General features: G+C 43.5%; 22 protein-coding genes and 1 tRNA gene. 12 read left to right on the top strand and 11 right to left on the bottom strand.

Annotation, left to right across the window (positions count from 1 at the left end; translation table 11 throughout):
- Positions 1 to 47 precede the first annotated feature (47 nt).
- Both tsaD and Q1A18_RS06200 read left to right on the top strand, forming a co-directional pair.
- A complete protein-coding gene (gene tsaD, locus Q1A18_RS06205; protein WP_299578060.1) occupies positions 48 to 1085 on the top strand; it encodes a tRNA (adenosine(37)-N6)-threonylcarbamoyltransferase complex transferase subunit TsaD in 1038 nt (345 codons plus the stop codon).
- Between the two features lie 132 nt (positions 1086 to 1217).
- Positions 1218 to 2186, top strand: a complete 969-nt coding sequence (locus Q1A18_RS06200) for a GTP-binding protein (RefSeq protein ID WP_299578059.1) — start codon at positions 1218 to 1220, stop codon at positions 2184 to 2186.
- Between the two features lie 8 nt (positions 2187 to 2194).
- On the opposite strand, the gene Q1A18_RS06195 is transcribed toward Q1A18_RS06200, so the two are convergent.
- The 4 genes from Q1A18_RS06195 to Q1A18_RS06180 all read right to left on the bottom strand — a co-directional run bounded on the left by Q1A18_RS06195 (position 2195) and on the right by Q1A18_RS06180 (position 4635).
- On the bottom strand, positions 2195 to 2890 hold the full coding sequence (locus Q1A18_RS06195; protein WP_299578058.1) for an LrgB family protein: 696 nt from the start codon (positions 2888 to 2890) through the stop codon (positions 2195 to 2197).
- The gene (locus Q1A18_RS06190; RefSeq protein ID WP_299578057.1) at positions 2874 to 3242 is read right to left on the bottom strand and encodes a CidA/LrgA family protein; all 369 of its coding nucleotides are present in this window, start codon (positions 3240 to 3242) and stop codon (positions 2874 to 2876) included. Before Q1A18_RS06190 ends, Q1A18_RS06195 begins: the two co-directional genes overlap by 17 nt.
- Before the next feature lie 46 nt (positions 3243 to 3288).
- The gene (locus Q1A18_RS06185) at positions 3289 to 3882 is read right to left on the bottom strand and encodes an HAD-IA family hydrolase (protein ID WP_299578056.1); all 594 of its coding nucleotides are present in this window, start codon (positions 3880 to 3882) and stop codon (positions 3289 to 3291) included.
- A gap of 144 nt (positions 3883 to 4026) precedes the next feature.
- Positions 4027 to 4635 carry a histidine phosphatase family protein gene (locus Q1A18_RS06180; protein WP_299578055.1) on the bottom strand — a complete coding sequence of 203 codons (609 nt, stop codon included), beginning with the start codon at positions 4633 to 4635 and terminating at the stop codon, positions 4027 to 4029.
- A gap of 257 nt (positions 4636 to 4892) precedes the next feature.
- Here Q1A18_RS06180 and Q1A18_RS06175 point away from each other — a divergent pair, with 257 nt between their 5' ends.
- Both Q1A18_RS06175 and Q1A18_RS06170 read left to right on the top strand, forming a co-directional pair.
- Positions 4893 to 8150 carry a S41 family peptidase gene (locus Q1A18_RS06175; protein ID WP_299578054.1) on the top strand — a complete coding sequence of 1086 codons (3258 nt, stop codon included), beginning with the start codon at positions 4893 to 4895 and terminating at the stop codon, positions 8148 to 8150.
- A 244-nt stretch (positions 8151 to 8394) separates the two neighbouring features.
- Positions 8395 to 8979 (top strand): alkylphosphonate utilization protein, encoded by a 585-nt coding sequence (locus tag Q1A18_RS06170; RefSeq protein WP_299578053.1) that lies wholly within the window; start codon positions 8395 to 8397, stop codon positions 8977 to 8979.
- A gap of 107 nt (positions 8980 to 9086) precedes the next feature.
- On the opposite strand, the gene rlmF is transcribed toward Q1A18_RS06170, so the two are convergent.
- The 3 genes from rlmF to Q1A18_RS06155 form a co-directional block, all read right to left on the bottom strand.
- Positions 9087 to 10052: a 23S rRNA (adenine(1618)-N(6))-methyltransferase RlmF gene (gene rlmF / locus Q1A18_RS06165; RefSeq protein WP_299578052.1), complete on the bottom strand. Its 966-nt coding sequence runs from the start codon at positions 10050 to 10052 to the stop codon at positions 9087 to 9089.
- Positions 10053 to 10249: 197 nt separating this feature from the next.
- On the bottom strand, positions 10250 to 10708 hold the full coding sequence (locus tag Q1A18_RS06160) for a ribose-5-phosphate isomerase (protein ID WP_299578051.1): 459 nt from the start codon (positions 10706 to 10708) through the stop codon (positions 10250 to 10252).
- Between the two features lie 35 nt (positions 10709 to 10743).
- Positions 10744 to 11607, bottom strand: a complete 864-nt coding sequence (locus tag Q1A18_RS06155) for an AraC family transcriptional regulator (RefSeq protein ID WP_299578050.1) — start codon at positions 11605 to 11607, stop codon at positions 10744 to 10746.
- 146 nt (positions 11608 to 11753) lie between these two features.
- On the opposite strand from Q1A18_RS06155, the gene Q1A18_RS06150 reads away from it, so the two are divergent.
- The 6 genes from Q1A18_RS06150 (at position 11754) to Q1A18_RS06125 (ending at position 16840) form a co-directional block, all read left to right on the top strand.
- Positions 11754 to 12854 carry an L-rhamnose/proton symporter RhaT gene (locus tag Q1A18_RS06150; RefSeq protein WP_299578049.1) on the top strand — a complete coding sequence of 367 codons (1101 nt, stop codon included), beginning with the start codon at positions 11754 to 11756 and terminating at the stop codon, positions 12852 to 12854.
- A gap of 12 nt (positions 12855 to 12866) precedes the next feature.
- On the top strand, positions 12867 to 13181 hold the full coding sequence (gene rhaM / locus Q1A18_RS06145) for an L-rhamnose mutarotase (RefSeq protein WP_299578048.1): 315 nt from the start codon (positions 12867 to 12869) through the stop codon (positions 13179 to 13181).
- A 65-nt stretch (positions 13182 to 13246) separates the two neighbouring features.
- Positions 13247 to 14521 (top strand): L-rhamnose isomerase, encoded by a 1275-nt coding sequence (locus Q1A18_RS06140; protein WP_299578047.1) that lies wholly within the window; start codon positions 13247 to 13249, stop codon positions 14519 to 14521.
- A gap of 272 nt (positions 14522 to 14793) precedes the next feature.
- Entirely contained in the window at positions 14794 to 15132 is a 339-nt protein-coding gene (locus Q1A18_RS06135; protein ID WP_299578046.1) for a hypothetical protein, read from the top strand.
- Positions 15133 to 15240: 108 nt separating this feature from the next.
- Positions 15241 to 15324, top strand: a tRNA-Leu gene (locus Q1A18_RS06130).
- A gap of 286 nt (positions 15325 to 15610) precedes the next feature.
- The gene (locus Q1A18_RS06125) at positions 15611 to 16840 is read left to right on the top strand and encodes a site-specific integrase (RefSeq protein ID WP_299578045.1); all 1230 of its coding nucleotides are present in this window, start codon (positions 15611 to 15613) and stop codon (positions 16838 to 16840) included.
- A gap of 39 nt (positions 16841 to 16879) precedes the next feature.
- Here Q1A18_RS06125 and Q1A18_RS06120 read toward each other — a convergent pair whose 3' ends face one another.
- Positions 16880 to 17785 carry a zincin-like metallopeptidase domain-containing protein gene (locus Q1A18_RS06120; RefSeq protein ID WP_299578044.1) on the bottom strand — a complete coding sequence of 302 codons (906 nt, stop codon included), beginning with the start codon at positions 17783 to 17785 and terminating at the stop codon, positions 16880 to 16882.
- Between Q1A18_RS06120 and Q1A18_RS06115 the strand changes: the two genes are divergently transcribed.
- Positions 17773 to 18189 carry a hypothetical protein gene (locus Q1A18_RS06115; protein WP_299578043.1) on the top strand — a complete coding sequence of 139 codons (417 nt, stop codon included), beginning with the start codon at positions 17773 to 17775 and terminating at the stop codon, positions 18187 to 18189. The two genes, Q1A18_RS06120 and Q1A18_RS06115, sit on opposite strands and share 13 nt — an antisense overlap.
- Positions 18190 to 18323: 134 nt before the next feature.
- Here the strand turns inward: Q1A18_RS06115 and Q1A18_RS06110 are convergent, their stop codons facing one another.
- Both Q1A18_RS06110 and ric read right to left on the bottom strand, forming a co-directional pair.
- Positions 18324 to 18764: an Rrf2 family transcriptional regulator gene (locus tag Q1A18_RS06110; protein WP_299578042.1), complete on the bottom strand. Its 441-nt coding sequence runs from the start codon at positions 18762 to 18764 to the stop codon at positions 18324 to 18326.
- Between the two features lie 23 nt (positions 18765 to 18787).
- Positions 18788 to 19513, bottom strand: a complete 726-nt coding sequence (gene ric / locus Q1A18_RS06105; protein ID WP_299578041.1) for an iron-sulfur cluster repair di-iron protein — start codon at positions 19511 to 19513, stop codon at positions 18788 to 18790.
- A gap of 139 nt (positions 19514 to 19652) precedes the next feature.
- On the opposite strand from ric, the gene Q1A18_RS06100 reads away from it, so the two are divergent.
- On the top strand, positions 19653 to 21908 hold the full coding sequence (locus tag Q1A18_RS06100; protein WP_299578040.1) for a nitric-oxide reductase large subunit: 2256 nt from the start codon (positions 19653 to 19655) through the stop codon (positions 21906 to 21908).
- A gap of 434 nt (positions 21909 to 22342) precedes the next feature.
- On the opposite strand, the gene Q1A18_RS06095 is transcribed toward Q1A18_RS06100, so the two are convergent.
- Positions 22343 to 24709 (bottom strand): glycoside hydrolase N-terminal domain-containing protein, encoded by a 2367-nt coding sequence (locus Q1A18_RS06095; protein ID WP_299578039.1) that lies wholly within the window; start codon positions 24707 to 24709, stop codon positions 22343 to 22345.
- Positions 24710 to 24712 lie beyond the last annotated feature (3 nt).

The raw sequence follows: 24712 nt of genomic DNA, 5'->3' as shown, positions 1-24712 counted from the left end.
GGTTCAACAGTTAAAATAATTGAAATCTACGCTGAAAATTGGTTTTCATGAACAATAAAAAAGATATCATCATTTTAGGGATCGAATCATCATGCGACGATACCTCGGCCGCTGTCATCAAGAACGGGTATTTGCTATCGAATATTATAGCCAGCCAGAAAGTTCACGAGGCTTATGGCGGTGTTGTCCCCGAATTGGCTTCACGGGCCCATCAGCAAAATATTGTTCCCGTAGTTGACCAGGCCATCAAGCAGGCAGGCATTAGCCGCGACGAGATTTCCGCTATTGCTTTTACCCGTGGCCCGGGCTTACTTGGCTCGCTGTTGGTGGGTACTTCTTTTGCCAAAGGATTTTCGCTGGCTGCCGGCATTCCAATGATTGAAATTAATCACTTGCAAGGCCATGTGCTCGCACATTTCATACAGGAAGAAGGAGTAGAGTTTCGCGAGCCCAAATTCCCGCACCTGAATTTGCTGGTATCAGGCGGAAACTCGCAAATCATTATTGTGAAAAATCACCTGGAAATGGAAGTCATTGGCCAAACCATAGACGATGCTGCCGGCGAAGCTTTTGACAAATGTGCCAAAGTAATGGGCATGCCCTATCCGGGTGGTCCGTTGATTGACAAACTGGCAAAAATCGGCGATCCGAACCGGTTCAAATTTGCCAAACCACGAATCAAAGAGCTCGACTACAGCTTTAGCGGACTAAAAACCAGCTTCTTGTATTTCCTGCGCGATCAACTCAAGGAAAATGAGAACTTCATTGAAGAAAACCAGGCTGATTTGTGCGCCTCGCTGCAAAAAACCATCATCGATATTTTAATGGATAAACTGGTAAAAGCAGCCAAGCAAACCGGCATTAAGGAAGTTACGGTAGGCGGTGGTGTTTCAGCCAACTCAGGCTTGCAGAATGCACTGAAAGCAGAAGCCCAAAAACGTGGCTGGAACATATACATTCCTAAATTTGCATTTACCATGGACAATGCAGCAATGATTGCCATTACGGGTTATTACAAGTACCAGAACAAACAGTTTGCCGCGCAAGATGCCGTTCCATTTGCCCGTATGAGCATCAATGACTAAATCTTTCGTCCGTGCCTATTTGTTAATTAAAAGCCCATTCAACTCCCTGCTAAATCAATGCAGGTTAACTTGAGTATGGCAATCTGCTTCCTGCCTTGAAGCAAACAATCCGGAATTCTTAAACATTCAAATTTGGAACAGCACACAAAAATACCCGTCGTTTTGGTTACCGGCTTTTTAGGCGCCGGAAAAACCACCTTGATCAACGAAATTATCCACCACCACCAGCATTTGAAACTGGCTTTGGTTGAAAATGAATTTGGACAGCAATCCATTGATCAGGATTTGATTGTCGGCATGCGCAGTGAAAACATTTTTGACCTGAGCAATGGCTGCATCTGCTGCTCCATCTCCAATGAGTTTTCACTCACCCTGCTTGACCTGGCTGACAAAGCTGGTGAGATTGATTACTTACTAATTGAAACCACGGGGGTTGCCGACCTTTCAAATGTTATTAAACCGTTTTATGACGACCAGGAATTGAAAGAAAAATACACGCTCGCCGGCAGTGTGTGCCTGATTGATGCCAGTAATTTTGATCAACAGATGAGTGAGCGCGAGCAACAAATGCAAGTTATTTTAAGCGACTTGCTTGTTGTAAACAAAACAGATATGGTTGATGAAACAAAACTGGACGCCATTAAAAAGAACCTGACAGCCTGGAACCGAACGGCCCAAATACAGACTACAAAGTTTGGACAATGCAACGAACTTCAACTGGATCATTTTGCTGAAAGTGTGCATGGACAGCTGGAGAAGAAGATGGCAGAACCTGTTATGTTTCGCCTCGTGCAATCTAAAAAGTACACCACTTTCACCCATGAGTTTTCGGGTGAAATTTCTTTGGAACGCTTCAAATACTGGTTCAATTACTTTGCGGCCATCAATCAACGCGAGATTTATCGCATCAAAGGCATTTTATTCTCTCAGAATTCTCCTACCAAGACCATTGTACAATCTGTTGGCGGAGCAACCAGCTATGCCGAAGGCAGCATGATTATACCTGGTGAAAAACCTATAAACAGGTTGGTTTTTATCGGAAAGGAAATTGATTTTGACCGGATCAGTTTTGAGCTTGATCACTACCTAAACAAGGAATAAACGTTCAATTAATACCAGCCCAGCACCTGAAGAATAATGACCACCAATACCGTTGTCAAGGCGGTAACTCCAATGGCCAGACTACTCATGGCACCTTCCGTCTCCCCCATTTCCATGGCTTTGGTCGTTCCCAAGGCATGAGCCGAAGTTCCCAGGCCAATTCCTTTAGCTACCGGATGTACTATTCGCAATAAACGATACAAAGAAGGTGCAATGATCACCCCAAAAATTCCGGTAATCATGATCGAAAGCACTGTGATTCCTTCATTGGCACCTAAACTGTCGCTAATTCCGATACCAATCGGAGTCGTTACCGAATGCCCCATAATGGAACGCTCCAACAGCTCATTCAACTGAAACAGCCGCCCAAGTAAAATAACCGATGCCACGGCCGCAAAAACACCAGCGGTAATGCCTCCCATGATGGCGAATTTATGGGCTTTCAGCAACTTTCGGTTGCGGTACAAAGGCAGGGCCAGCACCACCGTTACCGGTCCTAAAAACGAATGGATAACACTACCACCTTCCATAAAGTGTTCAAAAGGAATATCGAAAAGAAGTAGCAACCCAATAATCAAAGCGATGGAAGACATCAACGGATTCAGCCAGGTGGCTTTCAATTTGTCCCTCAGGTAGCTAATTCCATAAAACGAAGCTACCGATAGCAGAATGCCAAACAAGTGGGTATCAGTCAGAAACTTCATCGTGATTTTTTCTTCGTTTAATTAAAAATTGGGTCACCAGGCCAGCGCAAGCCATAACAATAAGCGTTGAAGCCAAAATAGCAACAATCGTTTGAACATACCGTCCTTCAAGCGATTGGTACGAAACCATAACGCCAACTCCGGCTGGGATAAAAAAGAACCCCATGTTCTTCAGAAAAAAATCCGCAGTTTCTGCAATCTGCCTTTCCTTGATTACTCCGGCAAACAATAGCACGAGCAATAAAATCATGCCGGTAATGCTCCCTGGAATGGGCAAACTCAAATAATGGGAAAGCAATTCTCCCATAAAGTTAATTCCCAACAGAATTAAAAGTTGTTTAAATACCTTCATTATTTGCGGATTAAAAACGCGGCCAACCGAAGCTGAACAAGCTCACTTAAACCTTCTCAACAAAAGGACGAACGTCGGTCAGAAACATGCCTGCAGTTTTGGCTGCCTGCATTCCCAACACCCCATCTTCGTATACATGACACTTCTCTGGCGTAACATTGATTAACTCAGCACACTTCAGAAAAGTCTGCGGTTCCGGCTTATGCTCGGTCACATCGTCAGCCGTAACAATCGCATCAAACTTATCCATAATCTTCAGCGTTTGCAATTGCATTTCGGCACTTTTGCGGCTGGCGCCTGTTCCCACGGCCAGTGGAATTTTTCCAAAATAGTCATGCACCAATTGAACCACTGAATCATGCGCACGCAACTGATCGGCGCTCTGCCAAAATATTTCTTGCTTCATGCGAACCAGTGCCTCCGGATCAACCCCTTCCAACTGATTATCGCTGATAATGCGGTAGGCAAATTGAATGGTTGGCATGCCAGTTAGCTCGGCGACCATACTTTCATCGAAACGGCAATTGAAGTGCTCACATACCTTATGCCAAGTGGCAATATGTACCGGAAGCGAATCCGACAAAGTTCCATCCAAATCAAAAATTAAGGCTTTAGCCTCGGGGTGCTTATCTAGTTTCATAACTATTTTTCTTGATGTTTGCGGCGAAATTACGCTTTTTTTCGCCCTAAAAAATAAAGCCCTTGGTTTAGCGCAGGGAATACCGGCAATTTAAACTTCTTTTAATTTTCAGTATGAACCGAGCTTAATGCACGCCCATTAAAATCAGGAAAAGTGCTGCATGGTTCCCGGAGTTTCTGCGTCCAGGTGATCGACATTGTTCAGCTCAACCACACGGTGCCTGCCATCGGCATACAACTCCACCCGGCTGACCGAGGTATTTTTAGTTACTTCCCACGAAAAATACTCACTAGCCGGCTTGTTGGCAAGTACGGTCCAAAAAGCCCGAATCAAGCCGCCATGAGTAATGGCAGCCACCCGCTGTCCATCATGCAGCCTCAGCATTTTATCAATAAACTGTTCTGCACGCTCCAGCATGTCTTCATTGGTTTCCGCTCCTTCAGGTAAATAATCCCAACTCCAGTTTTTGGGAAATGCTTTGCCTTCCCACGAGGTGAGCGATCGTTCGCGCAAGAGAGGGTCTGTAATCAACTTCATCTCCGGGTGAAACTTTAAGATTTCATTAGCTGTATCAATCGTCCGCTGCAAATCGCTGGAATAAACCAGATCCAAAGGTTCTTCTTTCAGCTGAACGCCCAATTGACGGGCTTGCCTGATCCCCAGTTCCGACAAGCAACCATGCTGCTGCCCCTGACAAATATTATTTGCGTTTTCAACCGTCTCTCCGTGCCGTATAATCATCAATTGAACCATAAGTCTGACATTATTTAACTGACTATTTATAGTATTTGCATACAAATATGAACTAACTAAGACAAAGATGAAAAGTTTCTGTTCAATGCCCCCTTAATACAGGAATTACCTTTACTAAGAAATAACCTTTCAAGCATCTGTTTGTTAATAAAACGAAATCAAACCCCTAAATTTGAGTGTAATTCATTTGAGCAAATGATACTTATTGGGTACGAAATCCAATACAACCTTATCGATATCAATTAAAACGATTCAGTATGTTTAAAATTTATCTTTCGTTCATTTTTGTTCTTCTTATGGGAATCAGTACGGTTTCCGCAGAAAACGCTGAAGCCCGACTCCTGCGTTTTCCGGCAATTTCCGGCAACCAAATTGTTTTTACCTATGCCGGCGATTTGTACTCGGTGCCAGCCGATGGAGGCACCGCAAGAAAACTAACCAACGACATTGGCTTTGAACTCTTTGCCCACTTTTCTCCGGATGGAAGCCAACTGGCATTTACCGGCCAATATGATGGGAACACCGAAGTGTTTGTAATGCCTGCCAATGGAGGCACTCCCAAACGACTAACCCACACGGCGACCCTGAGCCGCGATAAAGTTTCGGACCGCATGGGACCTAACAACATTGTGATGAGCTGGACTCCGGATGGGAAAAACATTGTGTACCGTTCGCGTAAGCAAAGCTTCAATTCCTTTAAAGGACAGCTTTTTCAGGTATCTGTTGATGGTGGTTTATCTTCTGAACTGCCACTGTCCGAAGGCGGATTTTGCAGCTACTCTCCTGACGGCAAACAACTGGCCTTCAATCGTGTTTTTCGCGAATTCAGAACCTGGAAATACTACAAAGGAGGGATGGCTGACGACGTTTGGGTTTTCGACTTCAAAACCAAGGCAATCAAACAAATAACAGACAATGATGGTCAGGATATTTTCCCCATGTGGGCCGGCGACGAGATTTTCTTTATCTCCGACCGCGACCGAACCATGAACATCTTTGTGTACAACACCAAAACCGAATCGGTTGAAAAAGTAACCAACTTCACCGAATATGATGTTAAATTCCCATCGATCGGCGGAGATTACATTGTGTTTGAGAACGGTGGTTACCTGTATAAAATGAATGTGAATGACAAGCAACCGGTAAAGGTTCCTGTTCACATCAACAACGATTTTACATATGCCCGTAACGAATGGAAAGATGCTTCCAAACACATTACTGACGGCGACATTTCGCCCAACGGAGAGCGTGTCGCATTTTCAGCTCGCGGCGAAGTATTTAGTGTTCCGGCTAAAAAAGGGATCACTTACAACCTGACCAAAAGCTCCGGAGCCCACGATCGCAGTGCGGTTTGGTCGCCTAACGGCAAATACATCGCTTACTTGTCCGATCAATCCGGTGAGTTTGAAGTCTACATCCAGGATCAACTGGGCAACCAGGCCCCGATTCAGCTCACCAAAGGAGCCGACACCTATAAATTTAGCCTCGAGTGGTCGCCTGACAGCAAAAAAATCATGTGGTCGGATCGTAAACTAAGACTCCGCTATGTCGATATTGATTCGAAAAAAATAACCACGGTTCATACGGCTGAGTATGGTTTAATCCGGGCTTATAACTGGTCACCCGACAGTAAATGGATCACCTTCAGCCTCCCAACAGATAACCGCTTTTCAAAAATTGTGGTCTACAATACCGAAGCCAAGGAATTGCATGAAGTGACTGACAACTGGTACGATTCCGGCTCGCCGTCCTTCTCCAGCGATGGAAAATACATCGTATTCGTTTCGGCGCGCGACTTCAATCCCACATACAGCCACACCGAATGGAACCATGCTTACACCAAGATGTCACGCATCTACCTGGCTATTTTATCCAGTGAAACCACATCGCCCTTTGCGCCTGAAAACGACACGGTAAAAGTTGCAGACGCATCGAAAGAAGACAGCAAGAAAGATGTGGCCAAATCTGCCGAGCAGAAGTCAACCGATAAAGCAGTAAAAATTGATTTGCAAGGGTTGTCGGATCGGATTGTTTCGCTGCCTATTCCAGCTTCAAACTACTACAATGTAAATTGTGTGAACAATAAAGTTTACTATTACGACTATGGCGATGAGCGCAATGCAAAACTTTACGACCTGGAAAAGAAAAAGGAAACGGTACTGGGTAACTTCAATTTCAGTATTTCTGCCAACCACAAAAAAATGCTGGTGGTCAAAGACCGGAAATGGGCTGTTATCGACCTCCCTTCCTCTAAAGTTTCACTTGAAGAAACGATTGACCTGTCAAACATGGACGTTTGGGTGGATTACCAGGCTGAATGGAAACAGATTTACGATGAAAGCTGGCGGCAAATGCGTGACTTTTTCTATGTAGAAAATATGCACGGAGTGAACTGGAAAGCCATGCACGACAAATATGCTCCATTAGTTCCCCATGCCCGTCACCGCGATGACCTGACCTACATTATTGGCGAATTGATTGGCGAACTGAATGTTGGCCACGCCTACGTGCAGAGCGGCGAACGCCCCGAGCCAGCCCGTATTCAAACCGGACTTCTTGGTGCCAAAATCAGTGCCGATGCTTCAGGCTATTTCAAGATTGATGAAATTTTGGAGGGAGCGAACTGGAGTAAGGAATTGCGCTCGCCATTAACCGAAGTAGGTGTTAATGCCCAGGCAGGAGATTACATTGTTGCCGTAAATGGCGTAAGCACCCAATCAACCAAGGATATTTACGCTCTACTGGTAGGCAAAGCCGGCAAAGAGGTAGAAATCAGCCTCAACAGCAAACCATCAGAAACCGATGCGCGCAAGGTGCTGGTAACTCCGATTGCCGATGAGGCCAATCTTTATTACTACAACTGGGTACAAAACAACATCAAAAAAGTAAGCGAAGCCACAAACGGCGAAGTAGGTTACATTCATGTTCCGGACATGGGGCGTGATGGGCTTAATCAATTTTCCCGCTTGTTTTATCCCCAGCTGAATAAAAAAGGGCTGATTATTGATGATCGTGGCAACGGTGGCGGAAATGTTTCGCCTATGCTTATTGAACGCCTGCAGCGGGTGGCACAACGCGCCAATGTTCGCCGAAATGTCAAACATCCTACTCCCGTTCCCAGCCAGATGGTTCTTGGTCCTAAAGTATTGTTAATTGACCGTTACTCTGCTTCTGATGGCGATTTATTCCCTTATGCTTTCAAACATTACAAACTGGGAACAGTTATCGGAACACGCAGCTGGGGTGGTGTTGTCGGTATCAGCGGTTCACTTCCGTTTATCGATGGTGGCGAACTCAACAAACCGGAATTCGCCTCTTACTCGTCTGAAAAAAGCGAGTGGATTATTGAAGGATACGGCGTTGATCCGGACATTGTTTTAGACAATGATCCTTACCAGGAATACCTGGGCAATGATGCTCAGCTGGAAAAAGCAATTGAGCTGATCCAAGCAAAAGTTAAAACGGAATACAAACCATTACCCGCGGTTCCGCAAGCACCGGACAAATCAAAATAGTCCAATCAAACAAGCATAGAAGGAGGCCGATACGGCCTCCTTTTTTTTGCTTCAAATTTCTCAAACACACTCCAAATAAATCGGTTACATCAACTTTAACCAATCCGGACTGACCTTCAAACTTACACCTATCAAAAGTGCTTTTCTGAAAATAAACGGCCTGAAGTGTTCCAATCTAAGCATTCTGCCTTACCTTTGCCCCCTCATAAAAAACAAAAAATCATAACCATAGAATTATTACGAGATGAGCCTGGAGAAAAAATTACTGGAGCGCAGCGGATCGGTATGCGAATTATGTGGATCAAACCAAGAACTGAAAGCTTATGAAGTACCCCCTAAAACCAGTGGATCGGTTGATGAAAGCATTCTTGTCTGCAACCACTGCCTGACACAAATTGAAAATCCAGACCAATTGGATGTCAACCACTGGCATTGCCTGAACGACAGCATGTGGAGCCAGGAGCCCGCTGTTCAAGTCATGGCCTGGCGCATGTTAAACCAACTTCGGAATGAAGGCTGGGCGCAAAACCTGCTGGACATGCTTTACCTGGAAGAAGACGTATTGGAATGGGCCAAAACAGGACAAAGCACCGGAGCAGAACAAGATGACGCCCCGAAACACATGGACAGCAATGGAGTTCCCCTTTTAGCCGGCGATACTGTTGTGCTGATCAAAGACCTGAACGTAAAAGGAACCAGCTTTGTAGCCAAACGAGGCACGGCTGTACGCGGAATTTCATTGGTGCACGATAATCCGGAACACATTGAAGGTCGCGTAAACGGACAACAAATTGTTATTCTGACCAAGTTTACCAAGAAAACAAACTAGAAACCTGGCTGGATACCGGTTTTTAACTTCACCATAACAACAAAGGCAGCATAGTCGGTTATTCCGATTGCGCTGCCTTTGTCATATTCAGTCCTTTCAGTTTGCCGTCACTTCCATCGGCTGTTTCTCCAGCTGGCTCTCGCTTCTTTTGTCAGAAATGTCCATGCTACAATGCGGCTGTTTTTTTGGCCTTGTCCCATTGGCAACGTTTCTATTTCAGCGGCTTCAGCTTGCTTCAAAGCGCAATAGACTGTCGGAAGATTTTCCTTCTTGGAAATTAAAGTAGAAAACCAATAGCAGGAATTCGCAAACTGTCGGCTTTGTTGAATCATTCTGCGCACAAAGTTTGCTTCTCCCCCTTCGCACCACAATTCATTATTCTGACCTCCGAAGTTCAATTTGAGCTTGCCGCCTTTTTGCTTGTTCAAATTACGCAGCTTCCGAAGTGTTCCAGCCTGCGCCTCCGCTGCCGAAGCATGAAAGGGGGGATTGCAAATCGTCAGGTCAAAACGCTCATCGGCACGAATAATCCCCCGAAAGATATCCTTCGAATTGGGTTGCTGACGCAAGTCTATTTTCCCGCTTAGCACCTCATTTTTTGAAACAATGTTGGCAGCTGACTTTAGAGCCACGGCATCTATATCTGCGCCAACAAACGACCAACCGTATTCCAGTGTCCCCAAGATGGGGTAAATACAATTGGCTCCAACACCGACATCAAGGCCGGTGATGGTACCTCCACTGGGGATTTTACCTTGATTTGAACGGGCAAGCAAATCCGCCATATGATGGATATAATCTGCGCGCCCAGGAATAGGCGGACAGAGATAACCGTCAGGAATCTCCCAATATGCCAGATCATAATTAGCCAAAAGCAAGGCCTTATTTAAGATTTTTACGGCCTTCGGATCTGCAAAATCGATGGATTCATCACCATAATCATTCAGCCGTACAAAGGGCTTCAATTCGGAGCAAGCAGTTACCAGCCGTTGGAAATCATAGCGGCATCGGTTTTTATTTCGTGGATGTAAGTTTGATTTTTCGTTCGGATGAATTTTCTTTTTCGCATGCATGCATCGTGGCTTTTCTGTGCTGCAAATTTAGAATGAGCTGAGTCTAGATACAAGTTTTTTTTTGCCTGCCTGGGCTTTTTTATATTCCGAAGTTTTAGCTTCTCAACTCTTTCAAAACGACCAAAACCCAATTGTTAAAATTAAAAGCAACCGTTAGTGGAATATTTACTCAAGATGGAAGCAACAAAATCCACATGCTAGCCTAGCGGACCGGTATAGCCCTCGTAGTCGGCTAATTTCTGAATACGTTTCAAGTGCCGGCCGTTTTCGAAGTTGGCTCCCAGCCAGGCTGCAACCAATTTGATTGCTTCTTCTTCCGAAACCATTCGCCCGCCCAAAGCAATCACATTGGCATTGTTATGTTCCTTGGCAAGCACAGCCGACTTTTCATTCCAACAAAGCGCACAGCGAATGCCCTTCACCTTATTGGCGGCCATAGCCTCCCCATTACCACTTCCTCCAAAAACAACCCCACAATCGGCCTGGCCGGTGACAACCGCCTCAGCAGCAGGAATCACATAATCGGTATAATCAACGGCCTCTTCCGAGAAAGTTCCCAAATCCACAAGCTCATAACCTTCTTTCAGCAAGAATGCTTTTATAGCTTCCTTCAAACGGTAACCGGCATGGTCTGTTCCCAGTGCAATCTTTTTCATAATGACAATTTATTCGTTTTTAAAGCTTTTTGTTCTTAACAACGAAACTCGGAAGGGCTCTTCCCTACTTTGTTTTTAAACAAGCGACTGAAATAATGAATGGACTGAAAACCCAACTCATAGCTAATTTCCTTCACACTTTTATCCGTCACCAGCAAAAGCTCCTTGGCACGCATCACTTTTAACTCCAAATGATACTTATGCGGCGACATGCCCGTATAGCTTTTAAACATCTTACGAAAATAGGAGTAGCCAATGTTATAATTATGTGCCAGTTCTTTCATATCCAAAGTCTGGTCAACTTGCTCCCTTATTTTAAAGCGGGCCCCTTCAATAATCGCTTCAATACGCTTCCCGGTAAATTCTTTTTGTTTTTCAATGGAAATGAGTTGTCCCAGCATTTTCATAATCAAGCCCGAGGCAATCTGCTGAAAACCGGGCTTCTCATCACTCACCAGGTCAAAAATCTTATAGTAAGTATCAATCAAATCTTCGCGCACCCCAACATTTAAAACCGGCGGATTACGGTTAAACAGCGGATGCGTCAACAAGCGGGAAGCCAGCTCCCCGTCAAAGCCAATATAGTGCTCCTGCCAGCCACTTTTTCGGCTGGGCTGATAACGGTGCCATTCTCCCGGCTTAATCAGCAAAACAGCGCCGGCCCGTATAGGCAAACGCCCTTCCCGACTTTCAAACACGCCACTCCCCTGGGTTATGTAATTAAGCTGATATTCCTGCAGAATCCGGCCACCATCCCAGCTAAAATAATACCCACTGGGGTGCTTCATGGGCGGATAAGCCTTCTCGGGCATAGCCCGATAGGCACCTGCCACACTCAAATACAATCCCCAGTTTTGATCCTCCTCACCAGCGGTCAGGTATTTAAAAAAGTCATTCATAATTGGTATCAAAAAGTGCAAACTATCTGCCAGATTGTGCATTGTTCAAATCTACTAATCAAGCTACTTTTGAAATTGGACTAGTAAGCAAACAAAATCAAAATTACTAAATTCCTGTGGCTTCACAGGATTAAATCAAACTAAACATGCAAGCAATTTTAGGAATTATTTTTCACTCGCTCGGTGGCGCTTCCTCCGGAAGCTGGTACATGCCGTATAATCTTGTTAAAAAATGGCGATGGGAAGTTTACTGGATTGTCGGAGGATTATTTTCCTGGCTAATCATGCCTTTCATCGCAGTTTTGTTAACCACTCCGGAATGGCAGGGAATTTTAGCTGCTGCTGATTCTTCCGTCCTAAGAACAACTTACATTCTCGGCGTGCTTTGGGGAATCGGAGGGCTGACCTATGGTTTGGGTATTCGTTACCTGGGAATGTCGTTGGGTAATTCGGTTTTATTGGGAATTACCTCGCTCGTGGGTTCGCTGGGCTTACCAATTCTTCGCGATGTTGGAAATTTAGCCGAAGTTTTACCTGCAGGAGATTCTTTTACCGATATGCTGTCAACCGCAAGCGGTCAGGTGGTTTTGTTCGGAATCCTGGTACTCATGGTCGGAATTGTTCTTTGTGGAAAAGCCGGACTGATGAAAGACAAGGATCTTCTGGGCCATAAAGATGGCGTAAACACAGAGTTTAAATTGACCAAAGGCTTAATTATTGCCGGAGTTTCGGGTATTTTAAGTGCATTCTTCAGCTTTGGTATCGATGCCGGTAAGCAAATGGGAGAAGCCGTGCGTGAAATTGCTGTATCCAACAATTTTCCCTTTGTTAGCGACGGCACTTACCTGTTCGAAAATAACATCATCTTTTTGGTTATTCTTTGGGGGGGATTAACAACCAATTTAATCTGGTCAGTGGCTCTTATTCTGAAAAATAAAACCGGGGGTGATTTTGTTGATTCATCTTCGCCATTACTCAGAAACTACCTGCTTTGTGCCTTAGCCGGTACCACCTGGTTCCTTCAGTTTTTCTTTTACGGAATGGGTGAAACAAAAATTGGAAACGGCGCCAGCTCATGGATTTTACACATGTCTACGATTATTCTTACGGCCAACTTCTGGGGTTTTTACCGAAAAGAATGGGCAGGCGTTTCGAGTAAAACGCGGTCGGCCATTTTTCTTGGAATTGGTCTGATTCTGTTATCCATCATCATCATGGGTATTGCGAAAAGTGATTTCTTAAATTAAAACACCAATCGCATGAGTCGTTTAGCATTTAAGATGTATCTGAATGATGGTCAAAAAGAAGAATACATCAAGCGGCACCAGAAAATCTGGCCCGAGCTGAAAAAGCTCCTGAAGGATTCCGGTATCAGTGAGTATTCGATCTTTTTAGACGAAGAAACCAACACGCTTTTTGCTTTCCAGCATACGCACGGGAAAGAAGGCTCTCAAAATCTTGGAAAAACGGAGATTGTGCAACAATGGTGGGCTTTTATGGCCGATATCATGAAAACCAATCCGGATAATTCACCGGTAAGCATTCCATTAAAAGAGGTCTTCTATATGAAATAGGAAGGCTCAGCTAATGAGCTTCAAAATCCATTTATCAAAAATCTAAAAATTAAATTTCTATAAATATGAGTAAAACAGAGTTGATTAAAAAGGCTTATGAACTAGCCAAGGAACAATATGCGGCCATTGGTGTGGATACGGATGCTGCACTGAAAAAAATGGGCGAACTGGCTATTTCTCTGCACTGCTGGCAAACCGACGACGTAGGTGGTTTTGAAACTCCCGATGCTGAGCTTGGCGGCGGCGGTATTAAAACAACTGGCAACTACCCTGGAAAGGCACGTACGATTGAAGAAATGCGAGCTGATTTGGACAAGGTCATGTCCTTGCTTCCTGGCAAGCAACGCTTAAACCTGCACGCAATATACGGAGATTTTGGAGGCGAATTTGTTGATCGGGACCAAATTGAAGTCAAGCACTTCCAGAGTTGGATTGACTGGGCCAAAGCCCGCGGTATAGGATTGGATTTCAATGCAACCTGCTTCTCACACCCAAAAGCAGAAGATGGTTTTACCCTATCGAGTAAAAATGAAGGAAACCGTAAGTTTTGGGTTGAACACGTTAAACGTTGCCGGGCAATTTCGGCTGAAATGGGAAAACAACTGGGAACTCCCTGCGTGCATAACACTTGGATTCCGGACGGAACAAAAGATATTCCTGTAGACCGTAATGGTTATCGTGCCACCCTGCGCAAGTCGCTCGATGAAGCTTTTGCTGAAGAATACCCAAAAGAGTTTATGAAAGACGCCGTAGAGAGCAAGGTGTTCGGTATTGGTGTTGAGTCAATGACTGTTGGTTCGCATGATTTCTACTTAGGCTACGCCATCAAAAATAACAAGCTGATTTGCCTGGATAGCGGGCACTTTCACCCAACAGAAGTGGTTGGCGACAAAATTTCGTCTTGTTTGCAATTTGTCGATGAACTGTTGCTCCACGTAACACGTCCGGTTCGCTGGGATTCTGACCATGTGGTTACCCTGAATGAAGACGTGCAGCTAATCGCTTCAGAAATTGTTCGTAACGACTTTATGAGCCGTGTCAATGTAGGCTTAGACTTCTTCGATGCTTCAATCAACCGGATTGGCGCTTATGTGGTAGGTACACGTGCCGCGCAAAAAGCCTTCCTTATTGCCATGCTGGAGCCAACTAAAACACTGGTTGAACTGGAAGAGGCTGGCCAAAACTTTGAACGCCTGGCTATGTTGGAAGAATTGAAAACAATGCCTTTCGCTGCTGTTTGGGACTACTACTGCCTGCAGGAAGGGGTTCCCTCCGGAGCTGATTACATTGCTGAAATTCAACAATATGAAAAAGAAACTTTAAGAAAACGTAGTAGTTGATTGTCTGCTTATTGGTTGATTTATGCAAAATGGTTGTTGGCAGAAAATTCTGCCGGCAATCATTTTTGCTTACTCGTCTCTTCGACAAATATTTGACGCACTCCTCACACAATCCAGCTGCACTCTCCAAACAAAAGTAGCCATCCCACAACATCACACGACACAATACTTCGTGCCTGTTTTTACACATTTATTAGCCTTTGTTTGCATTTTAACAAATAGAATTCTTCTACCTTTGAATTTCCATTCAGCAAACAGTTAACTTGGAAACTATGAATCGAATTTTGGGTATACTATTTATATTGATTATCGCAGCAGGTTGCAGCATGCAAAGCAAACTTAATCGTGATTTCAAAGGTGAACGGATAGAAAAAGTCACCGAAATGTTCTCAAACCTTCCACTATCAAAAATCCCAATGAACAATGACCACACCAAGTATATTTTCACCAAAGAAGAGCGGCTTCCTGAAACAACCATCAGTCAAGGAACAAAATCTTTGGACCCGATGAGCTCGCCGGCCGTAACAAAGGTTGAACAGTTCATTTTTATTGTCGACGAAAACGAATTGATTATCAATACGCAATATAATAGCAGCTATAAAAGACTCTAATTGGCGATAATATTTTTAAATAAAAGTGTCGTCGTTCTGGATTTTTTTATAGTTTTGCACACACAATTGAGACACGGATTAACATCCGGTTACGTTCTTAACAGAAATGCCCAGTTGGCGGAATTGGTAGACGCGCTAGTTTCAGGGACTAGTGTCCATCTGGACGTGAAGGTTCGAGTCCTTTACTGGGCACACTTAGAGATTCAAATTAAAACAAAAGCGCTTAAATTCAACGATTTAAGCGCTTTTGTTTTAAGGGACCAAATCAAAAATTGGTCGCGGAAAACAAATAAAACGCGACAAAATCGAGACCAAGCCACCCAAAAAAACTTCTGGTCGCGGCAAATCACGCAACAAATTGACTCAAAACATTTTATTTGATTCACATTGACTCATTTTGCCGCTTTTTAAAAAAGTCAAAATGAGGTATTTTAATTAGTCCAAAGGACTTAGTTTTTGATTTTTTTATTGTTGCACCATGAAGATTAGTATCAACTTTTTATTACGAAAAAGCAGAAAATCAGAAGATGGCCGATCATCGATCTGTGTAAGGTACACATACCGAGGTAGTCGAACCGAACTCTCAACTGGCCTATACGCTTTACCGGAGCATTGGGATATTTCCAGGCAAAAGATTAATAGCAAAGTCAAAGGATCAAAGATTCTGAATGAAAACCTTGACCGGATTAAAATCGAGATCTTAGATATTTTCAACCAGCTCAGATCCTCTAATGAGGAGTTTGATGTAATTACCATCAAGCAGAGACTATTGAAAATTCAGGATTCCAAAGGTATTTTGGACGTCTTTGATTATTATTTGGATAGCATCCTTGCAAAGCTAAACAAGGGCTATTCAATGGAAACCTACAAACACTATAAGTCGTCCAGAAAAAGGTTGTCTGAGTTTATTACCAAGAAATTAAGACGTTCAGACATCTCAGCTTTATCCATTGATTATAAATTCCTTAATGCCTTTGATGTTTTCATCAAAAAGAACTTCAACAATTCCCAAAATACGGCATGGAATTATCACAAACACCTCAGACGGGTTTTAAACCTGGCAATCTCTTTGGATTACATCGATAAAAATCCCTATTCAAAATTTAAAGTTCGCTTGGATGAAACTCATCGCGAGATTCTGTCAAGCGATGAGTTGAAGAGGATTGAAGGAAAGCAAATCCAGATTGAACGGTTGGCTGTTGTTCGTGATATTTTCGTTTTCGCCTGCTATACGGGGCTTTCATTCTCTGATATAGCCAAACTCAGTGCAATTCATCTTCAACAAAAAAATGATGGAAGGGAATGGATTATTATCGACCGAAAGAAAACAAATAACCGGTGTCGGATACCATTGCTCCCCAAAGCAAAGGAGATATTAAAGAAATACGAAGATTATCCGAAAATATCCGGCAAAGCAATTCTCCTTCCGGTTTTGACGAACCAGAAAATGAACAGCTACCTCAAAGAGTTAGGTGATATCTGCAATATCAATAAGAATATTACCATGCACATTGCCAGACATACTTTTGCAACGACAGTCACCCTCAGCAATGGTGTTCCAATTGAAACCGTATCAAAGTTACTGGGGCACTCTTCGCTAAAAACAACCCAGATATATGCCAAAGTATTGGATACGAAAATTGCAGAGGACATGGAATTATTAGAATCGAAATTAAATCAAGTCCAGACCAGTCCTCCCAAAGATTAATTGCCATTCCTGTAATTTCTAAAGTAAAAAAGGCGAAGGCTATTCGGCCTTCGCTAATGCTCCCAATCCTTGTAAACTTACCAGTCCGTCCGGTTCAGTCCGATGCTCCAGGATGTAATCAACTGCTTTCTGAGCCATTGACGAAGCTGTAAGCAATAACTTTTTATCCTCCTTTAATTTCCCGATCCAGCTTTTAATGTAAGCAGCACTGTTATCGATTGTGGCATTCTGAATACCGGTGAGGTAGCACAGGTAAGCAGCCCCCATTTCAGCAACAAGTTCTTCAATACTATAATCTGAAGAGCCGAACTTATGATTAGGTAGTTTTTCATGCCTCCCGGTTCGTTTGATATGCCCCGTTGCGTGTGTGCATTCATGGTATAGAACTGAATAAAATTGTTCATCCTTAAAAAAGGTTCGTGGATTGGGCATTCCAATATAATCCCCGGAAGGGGAATAGAACGCATGAGATTGATCAAGGCTAATTTTCGGACAATCGGACCAGCACTCAATTAACTTTTCAGCCTGATCAATCGGATTAAAATCATGATCGTAGGCTTCGGTCAATGGAATTTTACCTTCATCAATTCCTTCGGTTTGTTTCAGATTGAAAACGGTGTAATACCTTAGAAACGGAATTTGGTCAATACTTTCTTCCTTTTCCAATATCTTCCAAAAAACAACAGGAAATCCTTTCTGCCCTTTCAAAACATGACCTCCAAGTTCTTGCACTTGCCTGAAGGTGAGGAAAAACGGGGAATCAAATTGACTGGCAACCGTCAGAAGAAACCAGAAATTAGAACCACGGTAAACTTTACGGTGAATCATATTCTGCGGTAACCCGTTTTCTACTTTCCACGGCATTTGCCAAGGAATAACACCTTTTTCCAAACGCTCAACAATCAGGTTGGTAACCATTTCATAAATATCAAATGAAGTTTTCATTGGAAAATGCTGCTGCCCTGCAGACTTATTTTGGCACCCTTGAAGTATCCAAGGAAATCTCTGGCACGCCATTAAACTTAAATTTTTGGCGTACCTCTATTGAGCTGTCCCGGATGAGGTCAATGGGGTGCATGTCAGGTTTTCGCGCGGAGAGTATGTGCCGTGTGAAAAATGAAAAGCTGAACGCATCCGAAGGAAACGAGCCGCGAAAAGCGAGTTCCCCTTTACCGTTCCGGGAAGTGATTAATAACTTTGTCAGAAATTTGAGTGTAACAAGAATCCTCAATACAGATCTCCCTAGAATTAATGAAACGAAAAAAGGAGTGGTCAATCCAAATCAGACTGGAGTTGCTATATTTGAACAGACAGAAAGTAAAGGTATGATTGCCTTAAATTACACCTGAGTATTATATAAAAAGCCAGAAGAACTTTTATAAGAGAATTTAAGCATAATACAGCTGGGCCTCGCTAGCGACTAGCACTAGCCAGAGGAAATAAAAAAGGAGGAAAACCTATTTAATTTCCCTCCTACTCTATTTTAATGGATTTTTTGTGTTAAAACAGCTTCGCCGGCTTTGATGCGCTGAGCCAGCGATTGGATGGTTTCTTTATTTACCATCTCCGCAAAGTTGTCTCTGATTTTGGAAAATTCATCGTGCAACGGACATTTGTTGGTCGCATCGCAATTTTTAAATCCAAAACTACAGCGTGTAAAGGATTTTTCACCGTCAATGGCCACAATAACCCGATACAGTTTTAACGGGCCATCCTGCTCATCAAAGGTAAAACCACCATTGCGCCCTTTCAAGCTGTAAATCAAACTGAAGCGGGTCATAATCTGAAGAATCTTTGCCGTGAAATGTTCCGGAGAATCAATCTCCCGTGCTACTTGCCGGTATCCCGGACGTTTTCCTTCCCAATTTTGCATTTGGATGTAAACCAGTGCACGAATAGCATATTCTGCAGATTTTGAAAGCATGTTTTTTTTGTTTGAACGCAAATTTAGTTCTTTTTCACAACTTCTTGCTCGAGTAGCGCTGCCTTTGGAAAAAGAATGTTGTTTTCCAGGTGTATATGCCGGTGCAGGTCTTTTTCGAAAGAGTGCAGGGTTTCATAAGCTGCCCGATAAGTATTGCACGCATCCTGTGGGATGGTGTAATTTTGTGTTAAACGGGCTATTTCTTCGAAACGGGCTCCTTCATTTTCATGTTCCTGCATCATGGCATTGATGGGGTTGTTTACCGACGCATTGTTGGAAATCGTGATGGTTTTGGTTTCTCGCTTCAACTGGCTTAACTTCTCAATTAAAGGAAACAAAACAATTTCTTCTTTTTGCATATGCATCGTCAATTGCCCTGCCGACTCTTTGAAATGGGCATTTACCTCAATAATCTCAGGATGGCGTTCGCCATGTACTTCTTCGATTTTATCCAGCATCCGGGAAAGCAGTGGGATGGTCTCCCGGACAAAACTATGGTGGGTATTAATAATGTACTGAATCAAGTCGACCAGTTCCATCGAATCAAAGTTAGGGGCATTGGTCGGTTGCTGAATGGCTTCTTCCAGTCGGCTAATCACCTCGCCAGGATTGAGCGATTTTTCTTGACAGACTCTTTCCAGACTTTCTTTTCCTCCACAGCAAAAGTCAATCTGGTAATCATCAAAAACTTTAACGGTTTGAAAATGGGTTTTGGCAATTTCGCCAACGGGTGTTTCTAAGCTAATCATGACGTTTAATTTTTAGGGATAAAGACTTTGTAAAAATATTTGTGGATAAGCACATCCATTGATCTACAAATCTAACGCAATCTTTTTATATTTGCAATAGAAGATCAATGGAGGTTAATATCTACTAAACTAAAATTTTATGAGCACGAAGAAGTTATGGTATGGATTTACCGCAGTAATGGTGCTGTCTTTCGCGGTACTTTTGTTTTATGGTTACGAAATTTACCGGCAGGCTCCACCAATGCCTGATCAGGTGGTGACAAGCTCCGGAAAAACTGTTTTTAGTGGGCAAGACATTAAGGATGGTCAGAATGTATGGCAATCAATTGGTGGACATCAGTTAGGAACGGTATGGGGGCATGGTGCGTACCAGGCCCCAGACTGGACAGCAGACTGGCTTCACCGGGAGGCCATGTTTTTGTTGAACTATTGGGGCAAAAAAGATTTTGGAAAGGCTTATGAGCTGTTGAATGAAGAGCAAAAAGCGGCTCTGGAGGCTCGGGTTCAAAAGGAAATGCGAACCAACACCTACGACGAGTCAACGGGAAATCTTGTTATTTCAGAACTTCGGGCTTTGGCTATCCGGGAGGTTAGTAAGCACTATTCCGGTTTGTTTCAGGATGGCCCTGAGGAAGCTGCTCTGCGGGAAGCTTATGCTATTCCGGAGAATACCATTAAGGAACAGAAACGAATGGATCAAATGAATGCTTTCTTCTTCTGGGCGACATGGGCTACGGTAACGGAGCGCCCCGGACAGGAAATATCGTACACCAACAACTGGCCCCCGGAAGAACTGGTAGGCAATAGACCGACCAGTGCTTTGATTTTGTGGACGGGTTTCAGTGTAATTATTCTGCTGGCTGGTATTGGATGGTTGTCGTGGTACTATGCTTCTTCCAAAGGTGATGAAGAACATCAGCCCGTGCCGGAAGTGAACCCGGTTAGTGGGATGAAATTGTTTCCATCGATGAAAGCTACCTTAAAGTATTTTTGGGTGGTTTCTCTGCTGATGCTGGTGCAGATTATTGCCGGAGTTATTACGGCTCACTATGGGGTTGAAGGCAGTGCTTTTTATGGCATTCCGCTGGATCAATGGTTGCCTTATTCCATATCCAGAACCTGGCATGTTCAAATTGGTATTTTCTGGATTGCTACTTCCTGGCTGGCTACCGGCTTGTTTTTTGCTCCGGCCATTGCCGGTAAAGAACCCAAATTTCAGAAGCTGGGAGTTGACCTGTTGTTTTTTGCCTTGCTGGTTATTGTTGTCGGATCATTGGCCGGACAATGGCTTGGGGTGATGCAGAAACTGGGTTTGGTTGAGAATTTCTGGTTCGGACACCAAGGCTATGAGTACGTTGAACTAGGGCGTTTTTGGCAAATCTTTCTGTTTATTGGTTTATTTATTTGGTTGTTTTTGATGGGGCGGGCCCTGTTACCAGCCTTGCGCGAGCGGTCAGAAAATAGGAACCTGCTCATCATGTTCCTGATTGCATCTATCGCCATTGCCTCGTTTTACGGTGCCGGACTGATGTGGGGGCGGCAAACACACCTGGCTATTGCGGAATATTGGCGCTGGTGGGTGGTTCACCTTTGGGTGGAAGGATTCTTCGAAGTATTTGCAACGGTGATTATTGCTTACCTGTTTGTACGGATGCAGCTGATTGGTTCGAAGATAGCCACCACTACGGTTTTGTTTTCCACCATCATTTTTCTGAGTGGAGGTATTTTGGGAACTTTCCATCACTTATATTTTACCGGAACGCCCACAGCCGTGTTGGCCTTGGGGGCTACATTCAGCGCGCTTGAAGTTGTCCCGCTGGTATTAATGGGCTTCGAAGCCTACCATAACCTGACTTTGAGTCGTTCGGGGGAATGGGTAAAAGCTTACAAGTGGCCGATCTATTGTTTTATTGCTGTTGCGTTCTGGAATTTTCTGGGAGCCGGAATCTTTGGATTTTTGATCAATCCACCCATTGCTCTTTACTACATGCAAGGCTTGAATACCACTCCGGTTCATGGTCATACTGCTTTATTCGGGGTTTATGGTTTTCTTGGAATTGGCTTGATGTTGTTTGTGTTGCGAGATATGAATCTGAAAAGCGAATGGAAAGAGAAGCCAATTAAGTTTGCTTTTTGGGCCATTAATATTGGCCTTTTGCTGATGGTGTTGATTAGTGTTCTGCCGGTTGGATTGGCACAAACCTGGGCCAGTGTTAAGTTTGGTTTGTGGTATGCCCGTTCGGCCGAGTTTATGCAGCAGCCCTTTATGGCAACGCTGAAATGGTTACGGGTGATTGGAGATACGATTTTTGCTGCCGGGGTATTTGTTTTGGTTTATCATGTGTTTGGCCTGGCCTTTGGCTGGTCATTTGAAAAAGATACAACGCAGGACTGATTGTTCCTTTCTATTGTTGATTTTCCGCTTAAAAGCTGCTCCTTTGGGGTGGCTTTTATTTTTACTGAGAATGCATAGAATTGATTGAGGGCTGTAAAGCGTCGGGCTTACTGTTCGAGAAGCGTAGCGAGTGTTCAATAGGAGTAGTTATATAGTTTATTACAAGGAAGGAAAAGCATTTAACGTTAACGGTAGCACTATCTCATAAACTGAGTAAAGTCTAAAATACCGAGGGTTATCTCCCGGTATTTTTTGTTTACTTAAATTTACACAGAGATGAAGAAAGAAGAATTATTGAATGATGACTTTCTGAAGCAGTTCAAGTCAGGAGAAGAACTGAATATAAAATCAACATAAATAAACAAGGCTCTCCCAAAAAAACTTGTTTTGAGAGAGCCTCATATGTTGTAAAGATGTTTATGGATCAAATCATTTTAATCTCTAACTAATCGAATGTTTGAATCGAATTGATAGCTTTGGTCTTTCTCCGTTTGCTCAAACTCAATCAGTTTGTTTCCATATTTCAATTTCACAGGCAAGCCATTAAGAGATGTTATTGTAGCTTGGGTCAATTGACCGTTTTGCCAATCAATAGCCACGATGAAGCCACCACGCGCTTTTAACCCTTTCACGCTTCCCGTTTTCCATGCAGAAGGCAAGGCTGGTAACAAATCAATTACTCCCGTGTGGGATTGCAATAAAAGCTCAGCTAAACCAGCACACCCTCCCATATTTCCGTCGAGCTGAAATGGCGGATGTGCGCACAAAAGATTGGAATAACTTCCGCCTCCACTCATCATTTCAGTTTCCTGTTCTCCGGTCGGGCGTAACAGGCGTTTGAACAATTTATAAGCGCGGTCGCCATCTTTCAAACGTGCCCAAAAATTTACTTTCCATGCCAACGACCAACCTGTTCCATCGTCGCCACGTGCATTAAGACTAACTTTTGCTGCCTCGGCCAAATCAGGTGTTGTTTCTACTGTAATTTGTTTCCCAGGGTGTAGGGCGTACAAATGCGAAACGTGACGATGCTTATTTTCCGGGTCATCAACATCTTCTTTCCACTCTTGTAACTGCCCCCATTTCCCTATCCTTGGCGGGCATATTTTATCCCTTACTGTTATGGCTTCTTTTTTAAACTCTTCATCAATTCCCAACACATTACAGGCTTCAATGCAGTTATTTAATAAATCCCATGCCATTTGGTGGTCCATCGATGCTCCTCGCGAAATTCCTCCATGCTCGGGCGAATAAGAAGGAGAGGATACTAAATATCCATTTTCGTCTTTAACCAAATAGTCTATCCAAAAAAGTGCGGCTTCTTTCATCAGTGGATAGCCTGTTTCTTTTAAAAACTTCTCATCTCTGGTAAAATCGTAATGTTCCCAAACGTGCTGGCACAGCCAGGCGGCCCCCCCGGGGAAAAACCCCCACGGAAATCCCCAGCCCGGTGCAGTATAACCAAAGGGATTATTCATCGTGTTGACTATCCAGCCACGGGTATTAAAAAACTCTTTTGCCGATACTTTTCCAGGCTCAACTAAACTTTCCATATAATCAAATAGCGGAAGGTGGCACTCGTCTAAATTGGTAATTTCGGCTGACCAGTACAACATCTGCTGGTTTATATTCATGTGGTAATCGCATGCCCAGGGTGGATTGGTGCTGTTGTTCCATTTCCCTTGTAGGTTTAATGGCATGGTTCCGGGGCGCGAAGCAGCAATCATCATATATCGGCTGTATTGAAAGTAGGTTTGCTCCAATCCCGGGTCAGTTGAACCTTCTGCATATTCCATTAAACGTTGGTTTGTAGGAACCGAGTCACGATTGCTTTCTCCTAAATCTAATTCTACCCGAGCAAATAAATTCCGATAGTCTTTCTGATGCTCATTCCGTATTTCTGCGTATGATTTACCTTCTAGTTTTGACAGGGATCTTTTGTTGTCGGCAATAAAATCAAAGCCTTTGTAGTTTGGATATTTTAAAGTATAATCGGTTGCAGCAACGTGATAAATGATAAGGTATTTGGCATCCGTAACAAGTAAACTTCCCTTTTCAAACAATACCTCACCATCGGTATCAATTTTCAAACAGGTTTCATATTGCATTCCGTTATCTTTAACTTCTCCCTGATGGGAGTATATTGAATTGGAAAAAGACTCTTTGTTTTTTTTGTGAGGCGAGTTGTATTCAATCGAGTAATCTGTTTGGGTAGTACTTTCAAAACGATAAACCATTGCTTTTGCCGGGTAACTTCCAAAATACGTCCTTTTATACTTCTCTCCAGCAATTTCGTAATACACCCGCGCCTCAGAATTCGTAATATCAAGTTCACGTTTGTAACTGCTGGGAGTGCCTGCATGTTCAACCTTTATAAAAAGGTCGCCCATGGTTTGTTGTGCCCCGTAATCGCCAAACATGGCGCCTCCTTTTTCGTGTATCACACCGGTTAACTGTCGACTTGCCAGATTATGGGCTTCGTCCATTTTTTCGGCATCCAACAACTCCCGAATATTCTCAAGGTTCTTCCATGCTTCTTCACGCGTACCAAAATTATATTCAGGATTTGAACCTGGCCCTCCACTCCAAAGAGTTCCTTCGGTAAACTGTATTTGTTCTTTATCAACTCCACCAAAAAACATGGCTCCCATATAACCATTTCCAATGGGTAAAGCTTCGGTCATCCAATCCGTGGCAGGCTCATCGTACCAAAGCGTTAGCTGTTTTTCTTTTTTTTCACCTGAACTGCACGCACCAAGTAGTAAAAAACCAAGAGTTAATAGCTGTAGAGTTATTTTCATTGT

This window comes from uncultured Sunxiuqinia sp. (genome assembly GCF_947495665.1).
GTDB lineage: Bacteria > Bacteroidota > Bacteroidia > Bacteroidales > Prolixibacteraceae > Sunxiuqinia > Sunxiuqinia rutila.
This window is presented reverse-complemented; position numbering and strand designations above follow the sequence as displayed.

Excerpts from the sequence above, each read along its gene's own strand:
- Q1A18_RS06195 (WP_299578058.1), bottom strand. The coding sequence starts at position 2,890 with ATGAAGTTTCTGACTGATACCCACTTGTTTGGCATTCTGCTATCGGTA.
- Q1A18_RS06150 (WP_299578049.1), top strand. The coding sequence starts at position 11,754 with ATGCAAGCAATTTTAGGAATTATTTTTCACTCGCTCGGTGGCGCTTCC.
- Q1A18_RS06120 (WP_299578044.1), bottom strand. The coding sequence starts at position 17,785 with ATGAAAACTTCATTTGATATTTATGAAATGGTTACCAACCTGATTGTT.
- ric (WP_299578041.1), bottom strand. The coding sequence starts at position 19,513 with ATGATTAGCTTAGAAACACCCGTTGGCGAAATTGCCAAAACCCATTTT.
- Q1A18_RS06140 (WP_299578047.1), top strand. The coding sequence starts at position 13,247 with ATGAGTAAAACAGAGTTGATTAAAAAGGCTTATGAACTAGCCAAGGAA.
- Q1A18_RS06180 (WP_299578055.1), bottom strand. The coding sequence starts at position 4,635 with ATGGTTCAATTGATGATTATACGGCACGGAGAGACGGTTGAAAACGCA.
- Q1A18_RS06135 (WP_299578046.1), top strand. The coding sequence starts at position 14,794 with ATGAATCGAATTTTGGGTATACTATTTATATTGATTATCGCAGCAGGT.
- Q1A18_RS06125 (WP_299578045.1), top strand. The coding sequence starts at position 15,611 with ATGAAGATTAGTATCAACTTTTTATTACGAAAAAGCAGAAAATCAGAA.
- Q1A18_RS06095 (WP_299578039.1), bottom strand. The coding sequence starts at position 24,709 with ATGAAAATAACTCTACAGCTATTAACTCTTGGTTTTTTACTACTTGGT.
- Q1A18_RS06100 (WP_299578040.1), top strand. The coding sequence starts at position 19,653 with ATGAGCACGAAGAAGTTATGGTATGGATTTACCGCAGTAATGGTGCTG.
- tsaD (WP_299578060.1), top strand. The coding sequence starts at position 48 with ATGAACAATAAAAAAGATATCATCATTTTAGGGATCGAATCATCATGC.
- Q1A18_RS06115 (WP_299578043.1), top strand. The coding sequence starts at position 17,773 with ATGAAGTTTTCATTGGAAAATGCTGCTGCCCTGCAGACTTATTTTGGC.
- Q1A18_RS06190 (WP_299578057.1), bottom strand. The coding sequence starts at position 3,242 with ATGAAGGTATTTAAACAACTTTTAATTCTGTTGGGAATTAACTTTATG.
- Q1A18_RS06170 (WP_299578053.1), top strand. The coding sequence starts at position 8,395 with ATGAGCCTGGAGAAAAAATTACTGGAGCGCAGCGGATCGGTATGCGAA.
- Q1A18_RS06155 (WP_299578050.1), bottom strand. The coding sequence starts at position 11,607 with ATGAATGACTTTTTTAAATACCTGACCGCTGGTGAGGAGGATCAAAAC.
- Q1A18_RS06160 (WP_299578051.1), bottom strand. The coding sequence starts at position 10,708 with ATGAAAAAGATTGCACTGGGAACAGACCATGCCGGTTACCGTTTGAAG.
- Q1A18_RS06110 (WP_299578042.1), bottom strand. The coding sequence starts at position 18,764 with ATGCTTTCAAAATCTGCAGAATATGCTATTCGTGCACTGGTTTACATC.
- rlmF (WP_299578052.1), bottom strand. The coding sequence starts at position 10,052 with ATGCATGCGAAAAAGAAAATTCATCCGAACGAAAAATCAAACTTACAT.
- Q1A18_RS06185 (WP_299578056.1), bottom strand. The coding sequence starts at position 3,882 with ATGAAACTAGATAAGCACCCCGAGGCTAAAGCCTTAATTTTTGATTTG.
- Q1A18_RS06175 (WP_299578054.1), top strand. The coding sequence starts at position 4,893 with ATGTTTAAAATTTATCTTTCGTTCATTTTTGTTCTTCTTATGGGAATC.
- rhaM (WP_299578048.1), top strand. The coding sequence starts at position 12,867 with ATGAGTCGTTTAGCATTTAAGATGTATCTGAATGATGGTCAAAAAGAA.